Consider the following 17,429-nt stretch of genomic DNA (forward strand, 5'->3'; position numbering starts at 1 on the left):
TCACAAATGTTTTTCCTGTGGCCAGTCTAGTTCATTTATGTCGTCAAGTTCATTATTTAGCGACACATTGCTACTGAATTCACTGATATGAAAACACTCACTCAATTCTCCGGCTCCCTGATGCTGACCGCCGCGCTCGCCGCCGGCCTACTCCCCGCCGCCGCGCTCGCCGCCGACGGGGTGGCTTGGGTCGCGACCTGGAGCGCCAGCCCTCAGCCGGTGTGGGGGGAGGATTTCCTGTTTCCTCTCAATGCGCCGACCGAGCTGCAACATCAGACCGTGCGCCAGGTGGCGCGCGTCAGCCTGGGCGGGGAGCGGATGCGTATCCTGCTGTCCAATGCCTATGGCCGTCAGCCCGTTAGGCTGGGCAAAGCGACGCTCGCGCTGCCGGCAACGGACGGCGCGCTGGTTGCCGACAGCCTGCGTACCCTGACGTTCGGCGGGCGGGAAACGGCGACGCTTCTCCCCGGCGCAACGCTTATCAGCGATCCGGTCGCCCTGTTCGTGCCGGCGTTGGGGCAGGTGGCGCTAAGTCTGTATCTGCCCGAAAAAACGCCGGTCAGCACGTTTCACTGGGACGGCCGGCAGAGCGGCTGGATCGTTCCCGGCGATCGCACGTCGGATCGTCAATGGCCCGGCGCAGGGGATGCGGCGCAGCTCACCACCACGCGGCTGCTGTGGTCGGGCGTTGAGGTTGAGACGGCCGCGCCGGCGCGGGCGGTGGCGGTCATCGGCGATTCCATTACCGACGGCGCCGCCGCCTCGCTGGATAAAGACCGCCGCTGGCCGGACCTGCTGGCCGCCCGGCTGGCTCCGCATGACGTGGCGGTTATTAACGCCGGCATTTCCGGCGGCCGCATGCTCTCCGACGGTATGGGCGTCAATGCGCTGGCGCGGCTCGATCGCGACGTGCTGAACCAGCCGGGCGTGCAAAGCGTTATCGTGATGCTGGGCATCAATGATATCGCCTGGCCGGGAACGGCGTTTGCGCCGACCAGCCCGCAGCCGACGCTGGAGGCGCTGACGGCGGGCTATCGTCAATTGATCGTCCAGGCGCACCGCCGCGGCGTGCGCGTTATCGGCGCTACGCTGACGCCGTTCGCCGGCGCGCTGCCCGACACGCCGTTGGACGACTACTACCATCCGGAGAAGGACGCCTTGCGCCGCCAGGTCAATGACTGGATACGCGGCAGCGGCGCGTTCGACGCGGTGATCGATTTCGATGCCGTGCTGCGCGATGCGGCGCATCCCGAACGTCTCGAGCGCGACGTCGATTCCGGCGATCGGCTGCATCCCGGCGATGCGGGCAACCGCGTTATGGCGGACGCCGTCGATCTTAATGCGCTGTTTGCAGATTCCACTATTTCGGCCGAGGACCATTCGGCCGCGACACAGGAGCGATAAATTATGCTTTTCACCCCCTATCGACTGGGCGACCTGAGGTTGCCCAACCGTATCGTCATGCCGCCCATGACCCGTTCGCGCGCCGGCGACGGCAACGTGCCGACCGCGCTGATGGCGGAATATTACGCGCAGCGCGCCTCGGCCGGCTTGATTGTCAGCGAAGGCACGCAAATCAGCCAGCAGGGGCAGGGATACGCCTGGACGCCCGGCATGCACACGCCCGAGCAGGTCGCCGGCTGGCGCGGCGTTACCGCGGCGACGCATGCCGCCGGCGGGCGTATCTTCGCCCAGCTATGGCACGTCGGCCGGGTATCGCACACCTCATTGCAGCCCGGCGGCGCGGCGCCGGTTTCCTCCTCGCCGCTGGTGGCCGAAGGCGTGATGTCGTTTATCGACCCCGCCGGCAAAGGGCCGCTCTCCGGCGCAGGCGAAATGGTGCAGCATTCGGCGCCGCGGGCGCTCACCGCGGCGGAGATTGCCGACGTGGTGCGCAGCTACGCCGACGCCGCGCGTAACGCGCTGGCGGCGGGCTTCGACGGCGTCGAACTGCACGCCGCCAACGGCTATCTGATCAATCAGTTTATCGACTCCCAGGCCAATGTGCGCACCGACGAGTACGGCGGCAGCCTGCCCAACCGCCTGCGTTTTCTGCGCGAGGTGGTGGAGGCGGTGGCCGACGTTACCGGCGCGCAGCGTCTCGGGGTGCGGCTCGCCCCGCTGACCACCTTGCAGGGCGCCGTGGATGACACCCCGCAGGCGACCTACCTCGGCGCGGCCAGGCTGCTGGACGATCTGGGCGTGGCCTACATTCATATCGCCGAGGCGGACTGGGACGATGCGCCGGATATGCCCGCGGCGTTTAAGGACGCGCTGCGTCTGATCTACCGCGGTACGCTGATCTACGCCGGCAAGTACCATCTGGCGCGCGCCGAGCAGGCGCTGCGCAACGGCTGGGCCGACCTGATCGGCTTTGGGCGGCCGTTTATCGCCAATCCGGATCTGCCGGCGCGTTTGCGGCAGGGCTTGCCGTTGAATCAACCCGACGCCAGCCGCTTTTTCGGCGGCGGGACTGAGGGCTATACCGACTATCCCAGAGCGAGGCCGGCAGGGCGGGGCGACAAAGCATGAGTAGGCATCGTACCCATCCGGGCGTCTGGGCGCTGGCCGTGACGGCTTTCGCCATCGGCGTGGCGGAGTTTATCGTGGTCGGCGTGCTGCCGGCCATCGCCGCGGATCTTGACGTGTCGCTGGCGCGCGCCGGCGGACTGGTCGGCTTATATGCGCTGGCGCTGGCGATTGGCACGCCGCTGGTGGTATTGGGGCTGGCGCGTTTGCCGCGCAGGCCGGTGCTGCTGACGCTGGTGGGCGTATTCCTCGTCGGCAATCTGCTGGCGGCGCTGTCCGCCAGCTACGCGATGCTGCTGACCGGGCGTATCGTCACCGCGGTGGCGCACGGCAGTTTCTTCGCTATCGGCGCGACGGTGGCCGCGCGGCTGGCGCCGCAAGGGCAGGCCAGCCGCGCCATTGCGCTTATGTTCGCCGGGCTGACGCTGGCAATGGTCATCGGCGTACCGCTGGGGAGTTTTATCGGCAATGGTTTTGGCTGGCGGCTGCCGTTCTTTGCCGTGGCGTTGCTGGCCGCGGTCGCCTGGGCGGCTACCGCGCGCTGGGTGCCGGAACTGTCGGCGCCGTCGGCGGGCCGGGCGGCGACGCAACTGGCCGTGCTGGGCCAGCCCGCCATTCTGGCGATGATGAGCGTCACCATATTGGGCTTCGGCGCCAGCTTCGCGGCCTTCACCTTCGTGACGCCGATTCTGACCGGCATCACCGGGTTTTCAATCCACGGCGCCAGCTTGCTGCTGATGGTGTTCGGCGCGGCGACGCTGGTCGGCAATCTGGCCGGAGGCAGGCTGGCGGCGAGCCTGGGCTGGGCGGTCGCGTTGCGGCGTATGCTGGCGGGGCTGCTGCTGGCGCTCGCGGCGCTGGCGCTATTGATGCCTTACAAGCTGGCGATGGTGCCGCTGCTGTTTGTCTGGGGGGCGCTGGCCTTCGGCATGTCGCCGGGCTTTCAGGCGGGTATGCTGGATACCGCCGAGCGCTGGACGCCGCGCGCGGTGGACTTCGCGTCGGCGCTGAATATCTCGGCTTTCAATCTGGGCATTACCCTGGGCGAGACGGCGGGCAGCGCGCTGGTGGCGCAGGATCGCCTGGCGCAGACTCCCTGGGTGGGCGTGCTGCTGGCGTTGTTGGCGCAGCTGCCGTTGCTGTGGCTAGCGCAGCGGCATCGCCGCCTATCCCCCCAATAGGTTTCAAGATAGGTTAACGTAGCCGCGGCTTAAAAGACGAGGGGAGTATTTTCGCCAGGACACGCCATACCGGCGGCAGCTTGTCGCTGCCGCCATTCCTTTGCATTTCTTGTGATAGATTGAAAAAAAACCGTATACAGTGGCGGTATCGGATAAGGCTGCCGCGGCCAATCCGGTAACGGGATGGCGATCAATAGCCTTCCTTTTTCGTTCTTTTCATCGGGGTGACTGAATAGATGAGCTATCTCAAGGCGTTGACGGTTGTTATTGTCTGCTGCGTATTGCTGCTGCCACTTTGGCAGAGTTATGCCAAAGCCATGCAGCGCGGGGAGACCTTTACCGGCCAGAATTGGTGGGGAACCAGGCGCGACTCCGCGGGGATGGCGCCGGATGCGGTGAAATTCCGTCAAACGGCGATAGTGCAAATCTATGCGGCGCCCGCCTACGGCTGGCGAGGGTTGGTGGCGGTGCATCCGTGGATCATCTTCAAGAAAGCCGGCGAAACCCAATACAGCCGCTATGAGGTCACCCGCTGGGGCGATGAAAATGTGATTCGTCTTAACCGCTCGATCCCGGATGGCTACTGGTATGGCGCGCGCCCGTCGCTGTTGGCGGATCATCGCGGGGCGGCGGCCGAAGCGATGATCCCGCGGATTGAGGCGGCGATCAAAAGTTATCCTTATCCCCAGACCTACCGCGCCTGGCCCGGTCCGAACAGCAATACCTTTATCGCCCATATCGGCAGGGAAGTGCCGGCGCTGAAGCTGGATATGCCGGCCAACGCCGTCGGCAAGGATTACCGTGCGTTAACGCGTCCGATCGGCTTACCCCCTTCCGGCAAGGGCGTGCAGGTTTCATTGCTGGGCGTGCTGGGTTTTACCTTGGGCGCGGAGGAGGGTATCGAGGTCAATGTGTTGGGGATTAATGTGGGCGTGGATCTCACCTCCCCGGCGCTGCGTTTGCCGTTTATCGGCCGGTTTGGCTATGACAATGTGCAACAGGAAGAGAGCTGAGAGCCGGCTTATTCATCAACAGGCTTCGCCCGAATAGCGAAATATTGACCACTATTCGAACGGTAATTATCCGCGCCGCAAACGGCGCTTTTATTAAATGCAATTAATGGGAATCCTTTTTCATTTTTTTGTTTTGACTGGTCTGAACCCATCAATTACCGTCGGTAATCAATAAGTACGCCGGGATCGCTGAAAATAATGATTAGGTTACCGCCATATATTCCCCATAAATTTCGGGTTGCCGAAAAACCACCAGTAACTAATTCCGCGTCCGACATAACGGGTATATTCAGAATATTATCAGCAGTCATGGCGCAGTAAAACGCTGAGCCGTAAAGAGGAAATATTATAATGAAAAATAGATACGTAAGGATGTTGAGAAAACTGTTCGCCGGCGCGCTGTGCTCTTTGGCGTTAACGGTTCAGGCCGCGGAGGTGGTGAAGATCGGCTCCACCGCCGGGGCGACCTCCGATGCCATTCTGGCCGTGGTTAATGATGCAAAGGCGCAGGGGATCGATGTGCAACTGGTGGAATTTACCGACTGGACTTTGCCTAATGAAGCGCTGAATAACGGCGATATCGATCTGAATTTTTTCCAGCATGAGCCATTCCTGCAAAATGCCATTAAAGAACGCGGGTATAAATTAAAGAATATCGGTTTTGGTTTATTGCAAAATATCGGTATTTATTCGAATAAAATAACCGATCTGAACGCGGTGCCGCAAGGCGCGAAAGTCGGCGTGCCCAACGATCCGGTCAATCAGGGGCGCGCGCTGCTGCTGTTGCAGAAAGCGAATCTGATCAAACTGCGCAACGGCGAGGCCACGGACGCCACGCTGGATGACGTGACGGACAATCCGCATAAGCTGAAATTTTTCGAGATAGAAGGGCCGCAGTTGATCCGTTCCCTGCAGGATCTCGATCTCTCCATCGTCTGGCCTTCCTATTTCTTTAACGCCGGGATCCCGGAGAAAGCCAGTCAGGCGCTGCTCTATTCCGGCGTCAGCGATACCTACTACGCCATGAATTTCACCGTCCGCAGCGATCGCGCCGACGATCCGCTGTTACGGAAATTTATCAGCATTTACCAGAACTCCGCCGCGGTGCGCGATACCATCGCCAAACGCTTCAATAACGATCCCAACCTCTATGCGCTGCCCTGGCTCAAGGAGGGCGCGAAGCCATGAGTCTGGCGGGCGCGGTGATGAAAACGATACTGGATTGGGGTAAACCGGCGGCCGGCGCGCAGTCTGTCGCCGGGGCGTCTTCAGACGTATCGGCGCCGCGCGGCGCATCCGGCTCGTCGGTGACCTTTGAGCGCCTTTCCCGGGTTTACCCTTCGCCGAATAAGCCGGTACAGGCATTGACGGATATCAGTCTGACCATTCCGGCGGGGTGCATTTTCGGCATTATCGGTCGCAGCGGCGCGGGCAAGTCCAGCCTGCTGCGCACCATTAACCGTCTGGAGAGGCCGACGGTCGGCAGGGTGCTTATCGACGACGTCGATATCAGCACCCTTGATGAAAACCAGCTGGTGAACCTGCGGCGCCGCGTCGGCATGATTTTTCAGCATTTCAACCTGCTGGCGGCCAGAACGGTGTGGGAAAACGTGGCGCTGCCGTTGCGGGTGGCCGGCGTGCCGCAGGAACAGATCGACCGGCGCGTGGCTGAGCTGCTGGCGCTGGTGGGGCTGCAGGATAAACGCAACGTCTACCCGAGCCGCCTGTCGGGCGGGCAGAAACAACGGGTGGGCATTGCGCGCGCCCTGGCCACCGCGCCGGACGTGTTGCTGTGCGATGAGGCCACGTCGGCGCTGGATCCGGAAACCACCCAGTCCATTTTGCAGCTGCTGCGCGATATCAACCGGCGTCTGGGCATTACCATCGTGGTGATCACCCATGAGATGAGCGTGATCCGTGAAATAGCCGAACGGGTGCTGGTGCTGGAGCAGGGGCGCATCGCCGAGCTGGGCGAGGTCTGGCAGGTTTTCGGCTCGCCGCAACATGAGGCGACGAAAGCGCTGCTGGCGCCGTTGCAGCACGGCGTGCCGGATGATTTGCTGCGCCGTCTGCGGCCGCAGCCGCCGTCGAACGGCGACGGCGAGCGGATTTGGCAACTCTCATACAGCGGCGAAGGAGGACTGGAGCCGGATTTCACCCGCATCGCCCAGGCGCTGCAAACGCCGGTGCGTCTGGTTTATGGCGGGATGGATCGCATTCAGGGCCATGCGCACGGCCGTCTGTTGCTGGCGGCGTCGGCCGCGGCGCCGCTGCCGGATTTCACCAGCCTTACGCAGGGGCCGCAGGCCATTGCGCATCAAATTGAGGTGATTGGTTATGTTCCCTTCGCTTTCCATTCCGCCTGACCGCTATACGCAAGCGTTTGTCGATACGCTGACCATGGTCGGCGTATCGGGCAGTATCGCCTTTGTCGCCGGTATTCCGCTGGCGGTGATGCTGATTATGACCGCGCCGGGCGGTTTGATTGCCTCTCCCCGTTTCCACCGCGTGGTGGGCGGGGTGATCAACGGCTTCCGCGCCACGCCGTTTATCGTCATGCTGGTGGCGCTGATCCCGTTTACCCGCTGGGTGGCGGGCACCACCATCGGCGTATGGGCGGCGATTGTGCCGCTGGCTATCAGCGCCACGCCGTTTTTTGCGCGCATCGTCGAGGTTAATCTGCGTGAAGTCGATCCCGGACTCGTCGAGGCGGCCCAGGCGATGGGCTGTAAAAAATGGCATATCGTGCGTTATGTCTATCTGCCGGAAGCGCTGCCGGGGATTGTCGGCGGTTTCACCATTACGCTGGTGGCGCTTATCAGCTCATCGGCGATGGCCGGCGCGGTGGGTGCCGGAGGGCTGGGGGATCTGGCGATCCGCTATGGCTACCAGCGCTTCGACAGTCAGGTGATGGTCATCGTTATCGCCATCCTGATCGCCATGGTGACCGTGGTGCAGCTTATCGGCGACCGCTACTCCCGCTGGCTGCGCAATCGCTAGGATTGCGCTTCCGTTGGGCTGATTATTCCTGTCGGCGCGGCCGTTGCAGGCCGGCGCCGCAGACGTTACTCGATATGCGCCGCAAAACCCGACCGACCCGGCGCAATATCCGGCTTCAGCGTCAGTTCCGGGATCTCGTACGCTCCCGCGTTCTGCGGCCGGAAAGCAATGGGCGGCGTGTCCCACAGGTTATCCAGTCGTTGTCCGAGTTCGCCGCAGGCTTGCGCGAACCGGTCCGCGTCCATGTGGCTGGTGTGATAGACCACGAAAGGCGGCAGCACCTCAAAACCGGGGTAGAACAGGGTCCCATGCTGGATCGGAAACAGCAGGTCATCGATCGGGCCGTTGACGCCGCGCGGACCATAGTGGGATTCCCAGCCTCCCGCGGTAACCGCCAGCATGGCGCGTTTGCCCGCCATGGAGCCCTCTCCGTAGCGATCTCCCCAGTGATTTTCTGAATGCTCGCCGACGCCATAGGCAAAACCATAGGCGTAGACGCGTTCCACCCAGCCTTTAAGGATCGCCGGCATGGAGAACCACCACAGCGGAAATTGCAGAATCATGGCATCCGCCCAGCGCAGCTTCTCCTGTTCGCGCGCGATGTCCGCGCTCTGCGTACCCTGTTCAAATGCGCGTTTGGAGTCGAGTCCCGGACTAAAAGGCTCGCCGTCGGGTTTGTCGGTGCGGTCGTCGGCGTCCAGCGTCGCTTTCCACCCCATAGCATACAGGTCTGATACCTGGACCGCGTGTCCGGCGTCCTCAAGATATTTGACGGCGAAATCTTTTAACGAGCCGTTCAGGGAACGGGGCTCGGGGTGGGCGTAAACAATAAGAACATTCATAAGCACATCTCCATAGCGTTGACAGACGCAGGGTAGATCACTATCAGGTATACTGGAAATGAATTGCTTTTATATCAGGTATAGCTATGAACAATTTCCGTAATCTGGATCTCAATTTGTTACTGACGCTGGATGCGTTGCTGGAGGAACAGAATGTCACCCGCGCGGCGCGGCGTCTGCATCTTTCCCAGCCATCGGTCAGCATTCAACTCGCCAGATTACGGGATGTCTTCGGGGACCCTTTGCTGCTGCCGGGATCGCGCGGCATGCGGCCGACCGCCAGAGCGGATGCGTTGCGCGAACCGCTGCGCCGGGCGCTGGAGTCCCTGGAACGGGCGGTATCGCCGTCTAGCCCTTTTGATCCGGGGCTTGCCAAGCATACGTGGCGGGTAGCGGCCTCCGACTACAGCGAATTGACCATCCTGCTGCCCGCCTTAAACGGGCTGCGCATTGTCGCGCCGGGAACCCGGCTGGCTATTCTGGAAATGACGCCGTCAGGTATTGCCAGACGGATGGCGGATGGCGAGATCGATCTGACTTTTCATACTCGCGAAGGGTCGCCGTCTGGTTTACATCAGCGGGAGCTTTTTGCCGAACGCTATGTTCTGGCGGGGCGCGTGAACCACCCGAAGCTGAAAAAAGGGATAACGGTGGAGCAATTCAGCCAGCTCGAGCAGGTGATTGTTTCGCCGGATGGCGGCGGATTTTGCGGCGTCACGGATAACGTACTGGCAGCGGTGGGCCTGACCCGCCGGGTGGTGCTGTCCGTTCCGCATTTTCTGTTTGTTCTCTCCGTACTGGCGAGCACCGATCTCGTCGCTATGTTGCCGTCGCGTCTGATGAAAGATAATCCGGCGCTACAGAGCGTTGAGCCGCCGGTGGCGGTACCCGGCTTCGAGATGTCGATGCTGTGGCATGAGCGCGCTCACCGCGATCCGGCGCATCAATGGCTGCGCGAGTTTATTTCCGCGTCGATATGAATTTGCGCGGTGACATATACGCCGTACCAGCAATAAACAATGGCGCCGTCCCGCGCCATTGTCGTCGACAAGGTTAAATATGGCTGCCTATGGAAAGACAACCCGTCAACATCATGGTCGATGCGATACAGGCCAGCCAAAATACGTTTTTCATATAATCTCCGAAGGCATCAAAAATACCTGAAGGTGAGCGGACAAATTAATCAAAACTGCGACACGCAGCCCGTTAACATAAACGCTGAAGCAATGCAGCCCAGCAGAACAACACTTTTCATACAATCTCCTGTGGTATCGAAGATACCTGACGGTTTGAACGTAAAACAAACAAAAGAAAACTGTACGGTACAGTTTTGCATTGGCTGCGTTTTAGTGTCAAGAAAATGAGTCGGTTTAATTTATTATCCGGAATTGTCTGAATCGTTCGGTTTTACGCGGCGGGGTAGCCGCGCGGCAAATCTGGTGAGAGGAATAAGGCCGGGAGTAATTTTAAACGACGGTTCAAAGGGGGGGGCGGGCAAGGATAGCCCGCTATAAAAAGACGGGAAGCTATGGCGTCAAATGATGGCCTGCAAGCCCTTGTCGGCGATAACGTTGAGTAACTTGAGCGCCGGGCCAGCGGGGCGGGTTTCGCCTTGTTCCCATTTTCGCACGGTTGAGGCCGTAGTGTGCAGATGCAGCGCGAACACCGGCTGGCTGAACTTCAACTCTTTGCGCAGGCGCTTGATGTCGTCGGCGCTGAACTCTCGCACCGGCGGCGGGCAAATCGTGTTGAACTCCCGCATCGTTATCTTACCGATCGCGCCCGCTTCGTGGAGCGCGGCCAGATCGTCACGCAGCGATTCAATAATCTTGCTCACAATGCACCTCCAACAATACACCCGACTGCAATGCCTTCAACAAGGCTTCCGCGGAAAGTTCGAGGAATACCTTGCCTGCGTATTGCAGTGCCTTTTTCTCGTCCTGCGTGATGTTTGCCTTGTCATTTTTCGGGAATCCATGCAGGAACACATAACGGCCGCCGATCCGGGCTGATAGCAGCGTGCGGTAGCCGCCGCTCTTGCCACCGCCGGGGCGTGCCACTCTCTTCTTGTAGAGAAAACCGCCCAAGTCCGCGTCGATCAAACCGTTTTCCATCTCCTTGACCGCCTTGCACAAGGCGACATCGGGCAACCTCTCGCTTGCCTGCCATCGAGCAAAGTCCTTTCGCTTGAGGATGCGCATCATATTGACCTCTAAACTGTACCCGAAACGGGTATACCTGTCCATGCCTCAATGAAATGCCCATGAGGAAGAAACAATTGGACCAGCGCCGCAGTTCATGAGAAGACCGTTTTAATATGACGGCTACTATCTTGCTGCATTGATGGCGGGACTCGGTGAGTTTGATTTTTGCCATGATGACGCCTGGGAAACCCTGGTTTCCACAAGCCACATGGAGTCAAGGGGAGGGACGCCGGGCCAAGCGACCATCGGGTAAATTCCCATGGTCGTATCAAGCGGATGTATCAGCGCACCAGTACGCTCATGGCGGTAACGATCGGGCCGCCCACGGCGCGTTTTAACGCGCCGATCGCCAGGCCTTTCAGCAGCGTTTTTGCGCCCCGACGAATGGTGCTGTCGATGTAGTCCCGATCTTTGGCAGAACTCAGCCAGCCGAGCTGTTCAAATTTCTCAATCAGTTGATCGACAGCGACTTTCCGGCTGTCAAAACAGATAGCCACCGACCCCGCATAGATACGATGGGTGACCTCATGCACGCCATCCTGCCGGCCCAGTTGGCTGACAACCCGCGCGACCTGTTTGGGATTGCGCTGGATATAGTCGGAACGGACGCGAATGCGGTTCTGGGTCTGGTGCAGGTAGGGGGTCATGGCAGCCTCAAACACGGAATAATAATGCGAATAATTTACGTTACCAATATTGTCCTGTCCACTTGGTTGCCGCTAAATCCGGTGTTTTTTTGTGGCTTGGCATCCCATCCCTCGCCGCCACCCTAGGGGCTGTCGCTAACGCGACGTTGAAACTTCTCCCGGAAGTTTTTTGTTATGACTCCAGTATCGCAGTGCGGGGACTTTGCGCCTGCACCGCAGATAAGCGTCCGGCTACGGGCGGGGCGCTTCATTCCGAGGAACCTGGCCATGACTCGTGCCCCGGCCCGTTGCGAGCCCAGTACCGGCGTGGCAGGTCAGCGACCAGCCAAGATTTTTAGCACGAAGTCGGCGCGTTCTGCCACGCCGACTTTCGGCAGTAGCGATACTGCATATCCCAATGACGGATAGACGTGCTGGAGCCGCTCGAACTCGGCCAGAGCGACGTCCTGACCGTGCCGCCGCTCCTCGTCCTGCACATAGATTTCCGGCCACGGCGGGGCAAGGAATACGCGCAGGTGATAGCGATGGGACTGGCCGAGTGTGACAAGCACGGCTTCATCCGTGAGTGCCTGGAGCGCCGCAGCCGCGTCGATCAGACTGCGATCGAAAAATACCCACTGTTGGCTGTCTCGCGGGGTGCGGACATGGTCGTCCTGCGCGGTAACAATGGTGCGGCGTAGGAACGCCGCCATGTCGATCCATGGCAGGGCTTGGCCGCCGCTGCGCGTTTCTTCCTGGATGATGCGCCGTCCGGGCTCTTCGACCACGGCATGGCCGCGCCGTTGGAGTTCGGTCAGGAGGGTAGATTTGCCGCCGCCTGAGCAGCCGGAAATAATCACGAAGTGGTTCATATCGTGGGAGATTAGTCGTTGCCATTTAACGCATCTGGATCGCATACCTCCCTATTATTGACTAATTGGTAAAGTATTGTTTTAATCAGACGCATTGATCGCGTTAAAGGATCGGATTCATGAGTGGAAGACCCAAAGAGTACGACGATATGGCCGTCATCGACGCCGCGATGGATGTTTTTTGGACGAATGGCTATGAAGCCAGCTCTACGCAGGAATTGTGTGAACGGACCGGCTTGGGTCGCGGTAGCCTTTACCATGCCTTTGGCAGCAAACAGAACCTGTATGAGCAAGCCCTGCGGCGCTATCAGGAACTGGGGCTGAAAGCTCAGACCGAGATTCTCGATGGTCCCGGCTCGGCCAAGGAACGGCTCAAGGCGCTGCTGCAATGGGGCGTGGATGGCGATCTCGACTCAGCCAAGCGTCGCAGTTGCATGGCGCTCTTTTCAGTTATGGAACGCAGCAGCAAAGATCCGGTGATCGACCGGATCAATCGTGCTTACGTCAACAAGCTGGAAGCCGTCCTCTGCCATGTCATTGCGGTTGGACAGCGTAATGGCGAGATTGCCAATGAGCGGCCGGCTCTGGAACTGACGCGTGCCTTCCTGGCCAGTTATTACGGGCTGCGCATCCTTGGACAATCCATGCCGGATAGCGCCTTCCTGCAAGATGCGCTGGAAGGTACTTTAGCAGGTTTATGAACGACAAAGCACTCCTTGGAGCAGATAAGCATGGGCAGACTGGTCTTTTTATTTCCTCAATTATTTACTGATCATTACACTATAGATATATGGGAAGAAGTTGCATGAAGGAGAACGCATGTTGGATTACGCTTTCCTGGCCTGTTTTTGCAACGAACGATAGCTCTGATCCCCCAATAACCAATCGCCGGCCTGTCGCCAATTCTTTTGGGATTGTTTTGTACTAAACGATAAACTTTATAAGGAGTTTTCCCATGCCGCTGGTAGTTTACATCCTGGGGCTGACGATCTTTTCGTTGACCACGTCCGAGTTCATGGTGGCGGGTATGATGCCGTCGCCCAGTCGATCGCGGCGTCGGCAACCGGCTACGAGATCATGGCGGTCGCGCGCGTTGCGACAGGTGTGGCCGGCTCGGCTTGCTTTGGCGTTTCACTCGCCATCTGCGCCGACGTCGTGCGTGAAGAGAAAAGGGGACGCGCCGCGTCCGTCGTCATCGCCGGACTGATGCTGGCGACGGTACTGGGCGTGCCGATGGCGACCATCATCGACCAATATCTGGGCTGGCGGGCCAGTTTCTGGCTCGTTGTCGCGCTGGCGGTTCTGTGCGCCATGGCGATCGGCCTCCTGATACCGAAGTCCAGGGCCGGCGGCGCGATCGGTCTGGGCGAAGAACTGGCTGAATTCAGGAATCGCCATCTTTGGGCCGCCTATGCAACGAGCGGACTGATCATCGGCGCCACCTTCGCCGCCTTCAGCTACTTCGCGCCTATCCTGACGCAGATCACCGGATTCTCCGTTGCGTCGATCCCGTGGCTGCTGGGAAGCTATGGCGCAGCCAATGTCATCGGCAACATGGTGGTGGGCCGATATGCGGATCGGTACACGATACCGATCATGATGTGGGGACTGCTTATTCTGGCGGCCGCGCTGGCGCTTCTCGCCGTTTTTGCCGGCGGCAAAATCCCGGCCGTCGCGTTGATTCTTGTCATCGGCCTGGTCGGCGTACCGATGAACCCCGCGATGATTGCCCGCGTGATGAAGACGGCGCGTCCCGGCCCGTTGGTTAACACCGTCCACACCTCTGTCATTAATATCGGCCTCGGGGTCGGTGCCTGGGGCGGTGGGCTTGGGATCAGCTCGGGATACGGCTTGCTGTCGCCGTTATGGGTAGGTGTTGTTCTCGCTGTGCTCGGGTTCTTGAGCTTGCTTCCCTATGCCTTCAAGCCGCGTTTGGCGGCAGTGACGGTCCGCCGCCATTGAAGGGGGATCGTTTTCATCTTTTGGAAACCACAAAGGAGTTGCTATGAGTGCAGATAGTCTCAGAGGCAAGACTGCATTGGTCACTGGCGCAGGATCGGGCATCGGGCGTCATATTGCCACGGCATTGGCCGCCCAAGGTGCATACGTGGTGCTGGCTGGACGCCAGCTTTCTGCACTGCGCCAGACCGCAGAGGAAATCGAACGGTCGAACGGGCATAGCCTTGCCATCGCCACCGACGTGAGGGATGAAACCAGCGTCGAGGGCCTGCTCGAAAAAACGGTGACGAGTACGGGGCGGCTGGATATCGCCATCAATGCGGCGGGCGTATTGCGTACCGGCGCCGTTGATGATTTCGCCGTGGAAGATTTCCAGGCGGTGTTTGCAACCAACACCTTCGGCGCCTGGCTATGCCTCAAGCACGAGATTCGTGCGATGAAACGCCAGGGAAGCGGGGGCGTCATCGTCAACATCGCTTCGAACGTTGGCTATCACCTGACGCGGCCCGGCACGGGAGCCTACGCCGCGTCCAAGGCGGCAGTCGCCGTATTGACAAAGACTGCAGCGTTGGAGGCGATTGACAGCGGTATCCGTATCAACAGCATCAGTCCCGGTCCGGTGGATACAGCCATGTCCTATCGCACAGGTGAAGATCGCAATGTCCGCAATGCGCGCATTGCGGCAAGTAATCCTTCCAAACGTGTCGCCAGCCTGGATGAAATAGCGCAGACCGTTCTATGGTTGTGCTCCGACGGAGCGGCCTACATGGTCGGACACGATCTGGTGGTCGATGGCGGCGCATCGCTGTGAGAGGGCGTTGTGCTTGATGATGGTCGCGTCTTGATCTGGCGGATATGACATGGCGCTTCGCCATCTGCGCAGTTTCCCGGCCGCCGCCGAAGACCATGGTTCAGGTCGGTCCCAGCGCTTCTTCCTTGATCCAATCCGCGAACGCCTGGACTTCAGGTCGCTGCATGGCGCCCGGCAGCGTCACCAGGTAATAGGCGAAGCGTGCCGGCCAGGGTTTGTCCAGCACCTGCTCCAGCCGCCCGGCGGCGATTTCCTCGCGTGCATATTCCTGTGGTACCAGAGCCAGCCCTTGGCCGGCTGCCGCTGCCCGGATCAGCAGATAGTCGTCCTCGAATGCGGTGCCGCGCTCGGCGCGCGGGTCTTCGGCCGCACCGTGCGCAGCGAACCACAGCGGCCAGTCCTCCCGGTCGCAATCGTGCAGCAGCGGGTAGTCCAGGCAGTCTTCCGGTTCCTTGAGGGAGCGACCGTCCGCCACCAGGCCCGGGCAGGCCACCGGCACCAGTACCGGCGCCATCAGGCGAGTGACTTCCAGGCCAGGGTAGTTGCCCAGCCCATGCCGCAGCGCCACGTCCACCCGGTCGCGGCGCATATCCACCAGGGCCGAAGTCGCCTCGACCCGCACCTCGATCTGTGGATGCCGCTGGGTGAAGCGCCCCAGGCGCGGCACCAGCCAGGATGCGGCAAAGGTGGCGACGGTACTGACCGTCAGGGTTTGGCGTCCCTTGAACGCTTCCAGCGTGTCCACGGCCTTGTCGATTTGCGCAAAGGCGTCGAGCAGCGACGGATGGACGCCGGCCCCGGCTGCGGTCAGGCGCAAGCCCTGCCGTTCCCGCGTGAACAGCGCCATCCCGAGCCGGTTTTCCAGCAATCGGATCTGCTGGCTGACCGCCCCGGACGTGACATGCAGGGCTTCGGCGGCGGCTTTGATGCTGCCGCGCTGGCCGACTTCGACAAAGGTGCGCAGCGCTTGCAGAGGGAATGATGTCGCCATTTGATTTAGTTTTCCTAAATGCTGAAAGCAAAAATGATCGCTTCTGGTTTTTCGTGACTAAAGCCATGATGGCCTAAATTTAGAAATTATGTGCAACTTTAGTAAACCTATATTAATTGGACTATCACGATGACCCATCCGCATTGGCGGCTATGCTTGATCCTGCTCTGCACCACGCAGTTCGTCGCGTTACTCGACTTTTCCATCACTATGATCACCCGTTTGGGCGTTACACGATGATCGACCTCTACGCCGACAGTTCGCCCAACGGCTTCAAGGCGACCATTGCCCTGGAGGAACTGGCGCTGCCTTACCGCCTGCACCATGTGCGCATCGACGCGGGCGAACACCTGCGGCCGGCGTTCCTAGCCTTGAATCCGCATGGCCGCATCCCGGTCATCACCGACGATGAAACCGGCATCACGCTGTTCGAGTCGGCCGCCATCCTGCTTTACCTGGCCGAGAAGACCGGCCGACTGCTGCCGCAGGAACCTGCGGCGCGCTGGGAGGCGATTAAGTGGCTGCAATTCCATGCGGCCAGCGTCGGGCCGATCATCGGGCAGCGGGTGCATTTCGAGCTGTTCGCCGAGGAAAAGAACCCGGCCGCCATCGATCGCTACCGCCGCCTGACTGACGACGCCTTCGCCGTGCTTGACGGCCACCTGGCCGATGGTCGCCCCTATCTGGCGGGCGACGACTACTCCATCGCCGACATTGCGCACTTCGGCTGGACGCACATCGCCCGCATCATCGACTTCGATTTCAGCCAGCACCGGCGCATGAGCGTCTGGCATGAGCGCGTGGCGCAGCGGCCCGCGGTGCGCAAGGGCGTCACGCTGCCCGCACCGGCGACCGGCGCATGAGAGGGGCTGACGCGACATGAACACCACAGTCCCTATTTCGACCACAAAGGGAGCGCCGTTTTCAGAGTTTTACGTCCATCCGGGCTCCAGGTCGCCGAAGCCACGCAAGCGGTTCTATGGAAACGGCACAACGCCTTATACGCCGCCGAAGGATCCGCCCAAATTCTGATGACGGGCGATTCGCAAGGACCGCCATTTTCTTACTCTAACGGGCTACGTATCGCCGGCATTTATCGGCGCGGCGTCATGTTCGTCATCGGGGGCTGCGCCTTGCTGGCCAGTTTCATGCCCAGCATATCGGCAATGGTGCGGGCACGCTGGACGGCTCTCTATCGGGGAGAACCACGTTTGCAGACCGCCTATTCGCTGGAAACGGTGCTCGATGAAGTCACTTTCATCGCCGGGCCGCCGCTGTCGGTAGGGTTGTCCGTAGCGGTGTGGCCCCAGGCCGGCCCGCTGGCGGTGGCGCTGTTGCTGATGCTCGGCGTGTTCGCTCTGGTCGAGCGGCTGGTGCCTGCGTAGCCGGCAGTGCCTCGCT

The 17,429-nt window shown here is 60.5% G+C and carries 18 protein-coding genes and 1 pseudogene; 13 read left to right on the plus strand and 6 right to left on the minus strand.

The window, feature by feature from the left end; all coding sequences use genetic code 11:
* Positions 1–87 precede the first annotated feature (87 nt).
* From DDT56_RS02535 to DDT56_RS02565, 7 genes are all read left to right on the plus strand, one after another.
* Positions 88–1,404, plus strand: coding sequence for an SGNH/GDSL hydrolase family protein (locus DDT56_RS02535; RefSeq protein ID WP_210416960.1), 1,317 nt, complete (start codon positions 88–90; stop codon positions 1,402–1,404).
* 3 nt (positions 1,405–1,407) lie between these two features.
* A complete protein-coding gene (locus DDT56_RS02540) occupies positions 1,408–2,532 on the plus strand; it encodes an alkene reductase (protein ID WP_136164945.1) in 1,125 nt (374 codons plus the stop codon).
* On the plus strand, positions 2,529–3,710 hold the full coding sequence (locus DDT56_RS02545) for an MFS transporter (RefSeq protein WP_136164946.1): 1,182 nt from the start codon (positions 2,529–2,531) through the stop codon (positions 3,708–3,710). Before DDT56_RS02540 ends, DDT56_RS02545 begins: the two co-directional genes overlap by 4 nt.
* 236 nt (positions 3,711–3,946) lie before the next feature.
* On the plus strand, positions 3,947–4,723 hold the full coding sequence (locus DDT56_RS02550) for a DUF3750 domain-containing protein (protein ID WP_136164947.1): 777 nt from the start codon (positions 3,947–3,949) through the stop codon (positions 4,721–4,723).
* 351 nt (positions 4,724–5,074) lie between these two features.
* The gene (locus DDT56_RS02555) at positions 5,075–5,911 is read left to right on the plus strand and encodes a MetQ/NlpA family ABC transporter substrate-binding protein (protein ID WP_136164948.1); all 837 of its coding nucleotides are present in this window, start codon (positions 5,075–5,077) and stop codon (positions 5,909–5,911) included.
* Positions 5,908–7,089, plus strand: a complete 1,182-nt coding sequence (locus tag DDT56_RS25020; protein WP_136164949.1) for a methionine ABC transporter ATP-binding protein — start codon at positions 5,908–5,910, stop codon at positions 7,087–7,089. Before DDT56_RS02555 ends, DDT56_RS25020 begins: the two co-directional genes overlap by 4 nt.
* Positions 7,061–7,723, plus strand: coding sequence for a methionine ABC transporter permease (locus tag DDT56_RS02565; RefSeq protein WP_136164950.1), 663 nt, complete (start codon positions 7,061–7,063; stop codon positions 7,721–7,723). The genes DDT56_RS25020 and DDT56_RS02565 overlap by 29 nt, the downstream gene beginning before the upstream one ends.
* A gap of 65 nt (positions 7,724–7,788) precedes the next feature.
* On the opposite strand, the gene DDT56_RS02570 is transcribed toward DDT56_RS02565, so the two are convergent.
* Complete coding sequence (locus DDT56_RS02570) at positions 7,789–8,565, minus strand: NAD(P)H-dependent oxidoreductase (RefSeq protein ID WP_136164951.1); 777 nt, start codon at positions 8,563–8,565, stop codon at positions 7,789–7,791.
* Between the two features lie 86 nt (positions 8,566–8,651).
* On the opposite strand from DDT56_RS02570, the gene DDT56_RS02575 reads away from it, so the two are divergent.
* Positions 8,652–9,545 (plus strand): LysR family transcriptional regulator, encoded by an 894-nt coding sequence (locus tag DDT56_RS02575; protein WP_136164952.1) that lies wholly within the window; start codon positions 8,652–8,654, stop codon positions 9,543–9,545.
* A 554-nt stretch (positions 9,546–10,099) separates the two neighbouring features.
* Here the strand turns inward: DDT56_RS02575 and DDT56_RS02580 are convergent.
* From DDT56_RS02580 to DDT56_RS02595, 4 genes are all read right to left on the minus strand, one after another.
* The gene (locus DDT56_RS02580; RefSeq protein WP_136164953.1) at positions 10,100–10,402 is read right to left on the minus strand and encodes a helix-turn-helix domain-containing protein; all 303 of its coding nucleotides are present in this window, start codon (positions 10,400–10,402) and stop codon (positions 10,100–10,102) included.
* The gene (locus DDT56_RS02585) at positions 10,386–10,769 is read right to left on the minus strand and encodes a type II toxin-antitoxin system RelE/ParE family toxin (protein ID WP_136164954.1); all 384 of its coding nucleotides are present in this window, start codon (positions 10,767–10,769) and stop codon (positions 10,386–10,388) included. The genes DDT56_RS02580 and DDT56_RS02585 overlap by 17 nt, the downstream gene beginning before the upstream one ends.
* Positions 10,770–11,050: 281 nt before the next feature.
* A complete protein-coding gene (locus DDT56_RS02590) occupies positions 11,051–11,416 on the minus strand; it encodes an HMA2 domain-containing protein (protein ID WP_246856706.1) in 366 nt (121 codons plus the stop codon).
* Positions 11,417–11,730: 314 nt separating this feature from the next.
* Positions 11,731–12,267 (minus strand): AAA family ATPase, encoded by a 537-nt coding sequence (locus tag DDT56_RS02595; protein WP_136164956.1) that lies wholly within the window; start codon positions 12,265–12,267, stop codon positions 11,731–11,733.
* 119 nt (positions 12,268–12,386) lie between these two features.
* Between DDT56_RS02595 and DDT56_RS02600 the strand changes: the two genes are divergently transcribed.
* The 3 genes from DDT56_RS02600 to DDT56_RS02610 all read left to right on the plus strand — a co-directional run bounded on the left by DDT56_RS02600 (position 12,387) and on the right by DDT56_RS02610 (position 15,037).
* Positions 12,387–12,968, plus strand: a complete 582-nt coding sequence (locus DDT56_RS02600) for a TetR/AcrR family transcriptional regulator (RefSeq protein WP_136164957.1) — start codon at positions 12,387–12,389, stop codon at positions 12,966–12,968.
* A 376-nt stretch (positions 12,969–13,344) separates the two neighbouring features.
* Positions 13,345–14,229 carry an MFS transporter gene (locus DDT56_RS02605; protein ID WP_246856707.1) on the plus strand — a complete coding sequence of 295 codons (885 nt, stop codon included), beginning with the start codon at positions 13,345–13,347 and terminating at the stop codon, positions 14,227–14,229.
* Between the two features lie 43 nt (positions 14,230–14,272).
* On the plus strand, positions 14,273–15,037 hold the full coding sequence (locus DDT56_RS02610) for an SDR family NAD(P)-dependent oxidoreductase (RefSeq protein WP_136164958.1): 765 nt from the start codon (positions 14,273–14,275) through the stop codon (positions 15,035–15,037).
* A gap of 100 nt (positions 15,038–15,137) precedes the next feature.
* Here DDT56_RS02610 and DDT56_RS02615 read toward each other — a convergent pair whose 3' ends face one another.
* Positions 15,138–16,028, minus strand: a complete 891-nt coding sequence (locus DDT56_RS02615; RefSeq protein WP_136164959.1) for a LysR substrate-binding domain-containing protein — start codon at positions 16,026–16,028, stop codon at positions 15,138–15,140.
* Positions 16,029–16,264: 236 nt separating this feature from the next.
* On the opposite strand from DDT56_RS02615, the gene DDT56_RS02620 reads away from it, so the two are divergent.
* A complete protein-coding gene (locus DDT56_RS02620; protein ID WP_136164960.1) occupies positions 16,265–16,891 on the plus strand; it encodes a glutathione S-transferase family protein in 627 nt (208 codons plus the stop codon).
* Positions 16,892–17,158: 267 nt separating this feature from the next.
* A pseudogene (locus tag DDT56_RS02625) lies at positions 17,159–17,392 on the plus strand (MFS transporter); the annotation flags it as partial.
* Between the last annotated feature and the right edge of the window lie 37 nt (positions 17,393–17,429).

The organism is Brenneria corticis (assembly GCF_003115855.1).
GTDB lineage: Bacteria > Pseudomonadota > Gammaproteobacteria > Enterobacterales > Enterobacteriaceae > Brenneria > Brenneria corticis.

Bases quoted from the DNA above. Each gene is read 5' to 3' on its own strand.
- DDT56_RS02575 (WP_136164952.1), top strand. From the start codon at position 8,652: ATGAACAATTTCCGTAATCTGGATCTCAATTTGTTACTGACGCTGGAT.
- DDT56_RS02585 (WP_136164954.1), bottom strand. From the start codon at position 10,769: ATGATGCGCATCCTCAAGCGAAAGGACTTTGCTCGATGGCAGGCAAGC.
- DDT56_RS02615 (WP_136164959.1), bottom strand. From the start codon at position 16,028: ATGGCGACATCATTCCCTCTGCAAGCGCTGCGCACCTTTGTCGAAGTC.
- DDT56_RS02565 (WP_136164950.1), top strand. From the start codon at position 7,061: ATGTTCCCTTCGCTTTCCATTCCGCCTGACCGCTATACGCAAGCGTTT.
- DDT56_RS02620 (WP_136164960.1), top strand. From the start codon at position 16,265: ATGATCGACCTCTACGCCGACAGTTCGCCCAACGGCTTCAAGGCGACC.
- DDT56_RS02605 (WP_246856707.1), top strand. From the start codon at position 13,345: ATGGCGGTCGCGCGCGTTGCGACAGGTGTGGCCGGCTCGGCTTGCTTT.
- DDT56_RS02550 (WP_136164947.1), top strand. From the start codon at position 3,947: ATGAGCTATCTCAAGGCGTTGACGGTTGTTATTGTCTGCTGCGTATTG.
- DDT56_RS25020 (WP_136164949.1), top strand. From the start codon at position 5,908: ATGAGTCTGGCGGGCGCGGTGATGAAAACGATACTGGATTGGGGTAAA.
- DDT56_RS02540 (WP_136164945.1), top strand. From the start codon at position 1,408: ATGCTTTTCACCCCCTATCGACTGGGCGACCTGAGGTTGCCCAACCGT.
- DDT56_RS02610 (WP_136164958.1), top strand. From the start codon at position 14,273: ATGAGTGCAGATAGTCTCAGAGGCAAGACTGCATTGGTCACTGGCGCA.
- DDT56_RS02570 (WP_136164951.1), bottom strand. From the start codon at position 8,565: ATGAATGTTCTTATTGTTTACGCCCACCCCGAGCCCCGTTCCCTGAAC.
- DDT56_RS02590 (WP_246856706.1), bottom strand. From the start codon at position 11,416: ATGACCCCCTACCTGCACCAGACCCAGAACCGCATTCGCGTCCGTTCC.
- DDT56_RS02555 (WP_136164948.1), top strand. From the start codon at position 5,075: ATGAAAAATAGATACGTAAGGATGTTGAGAAAACTGTTCGCCGGCGCG.
- DDT56_RS02545 (WP_136164946.1), top strand. From the start codon at position 2,529: ATGAGTAGGCATCGTACCCATCCGGGCGTCTGGGCGCTGGCCGTGACG.
- DDT56_RS02535 (WP_210416960.1), top strand. From the start codon at position 88: ATGAAAACACTCACTCAATTCTCCGGCTCCCTGATGCTGACCGCCGCG.
- DDT56_RS02595 (WP_136164956.1), bottom strand. From the start codon at position 12,267: ATGAACCACTTCGTGATTATTTCCGGCTGCTCAGGCGGCGGCAAATCT.
- DDT56_RS02600 (WP_136164957.1), top strand. From the start codon at position 12,387: ATGAGTGGAAGACCCAAAGAGTACGACGATATGGCCGTCATCGACGCC.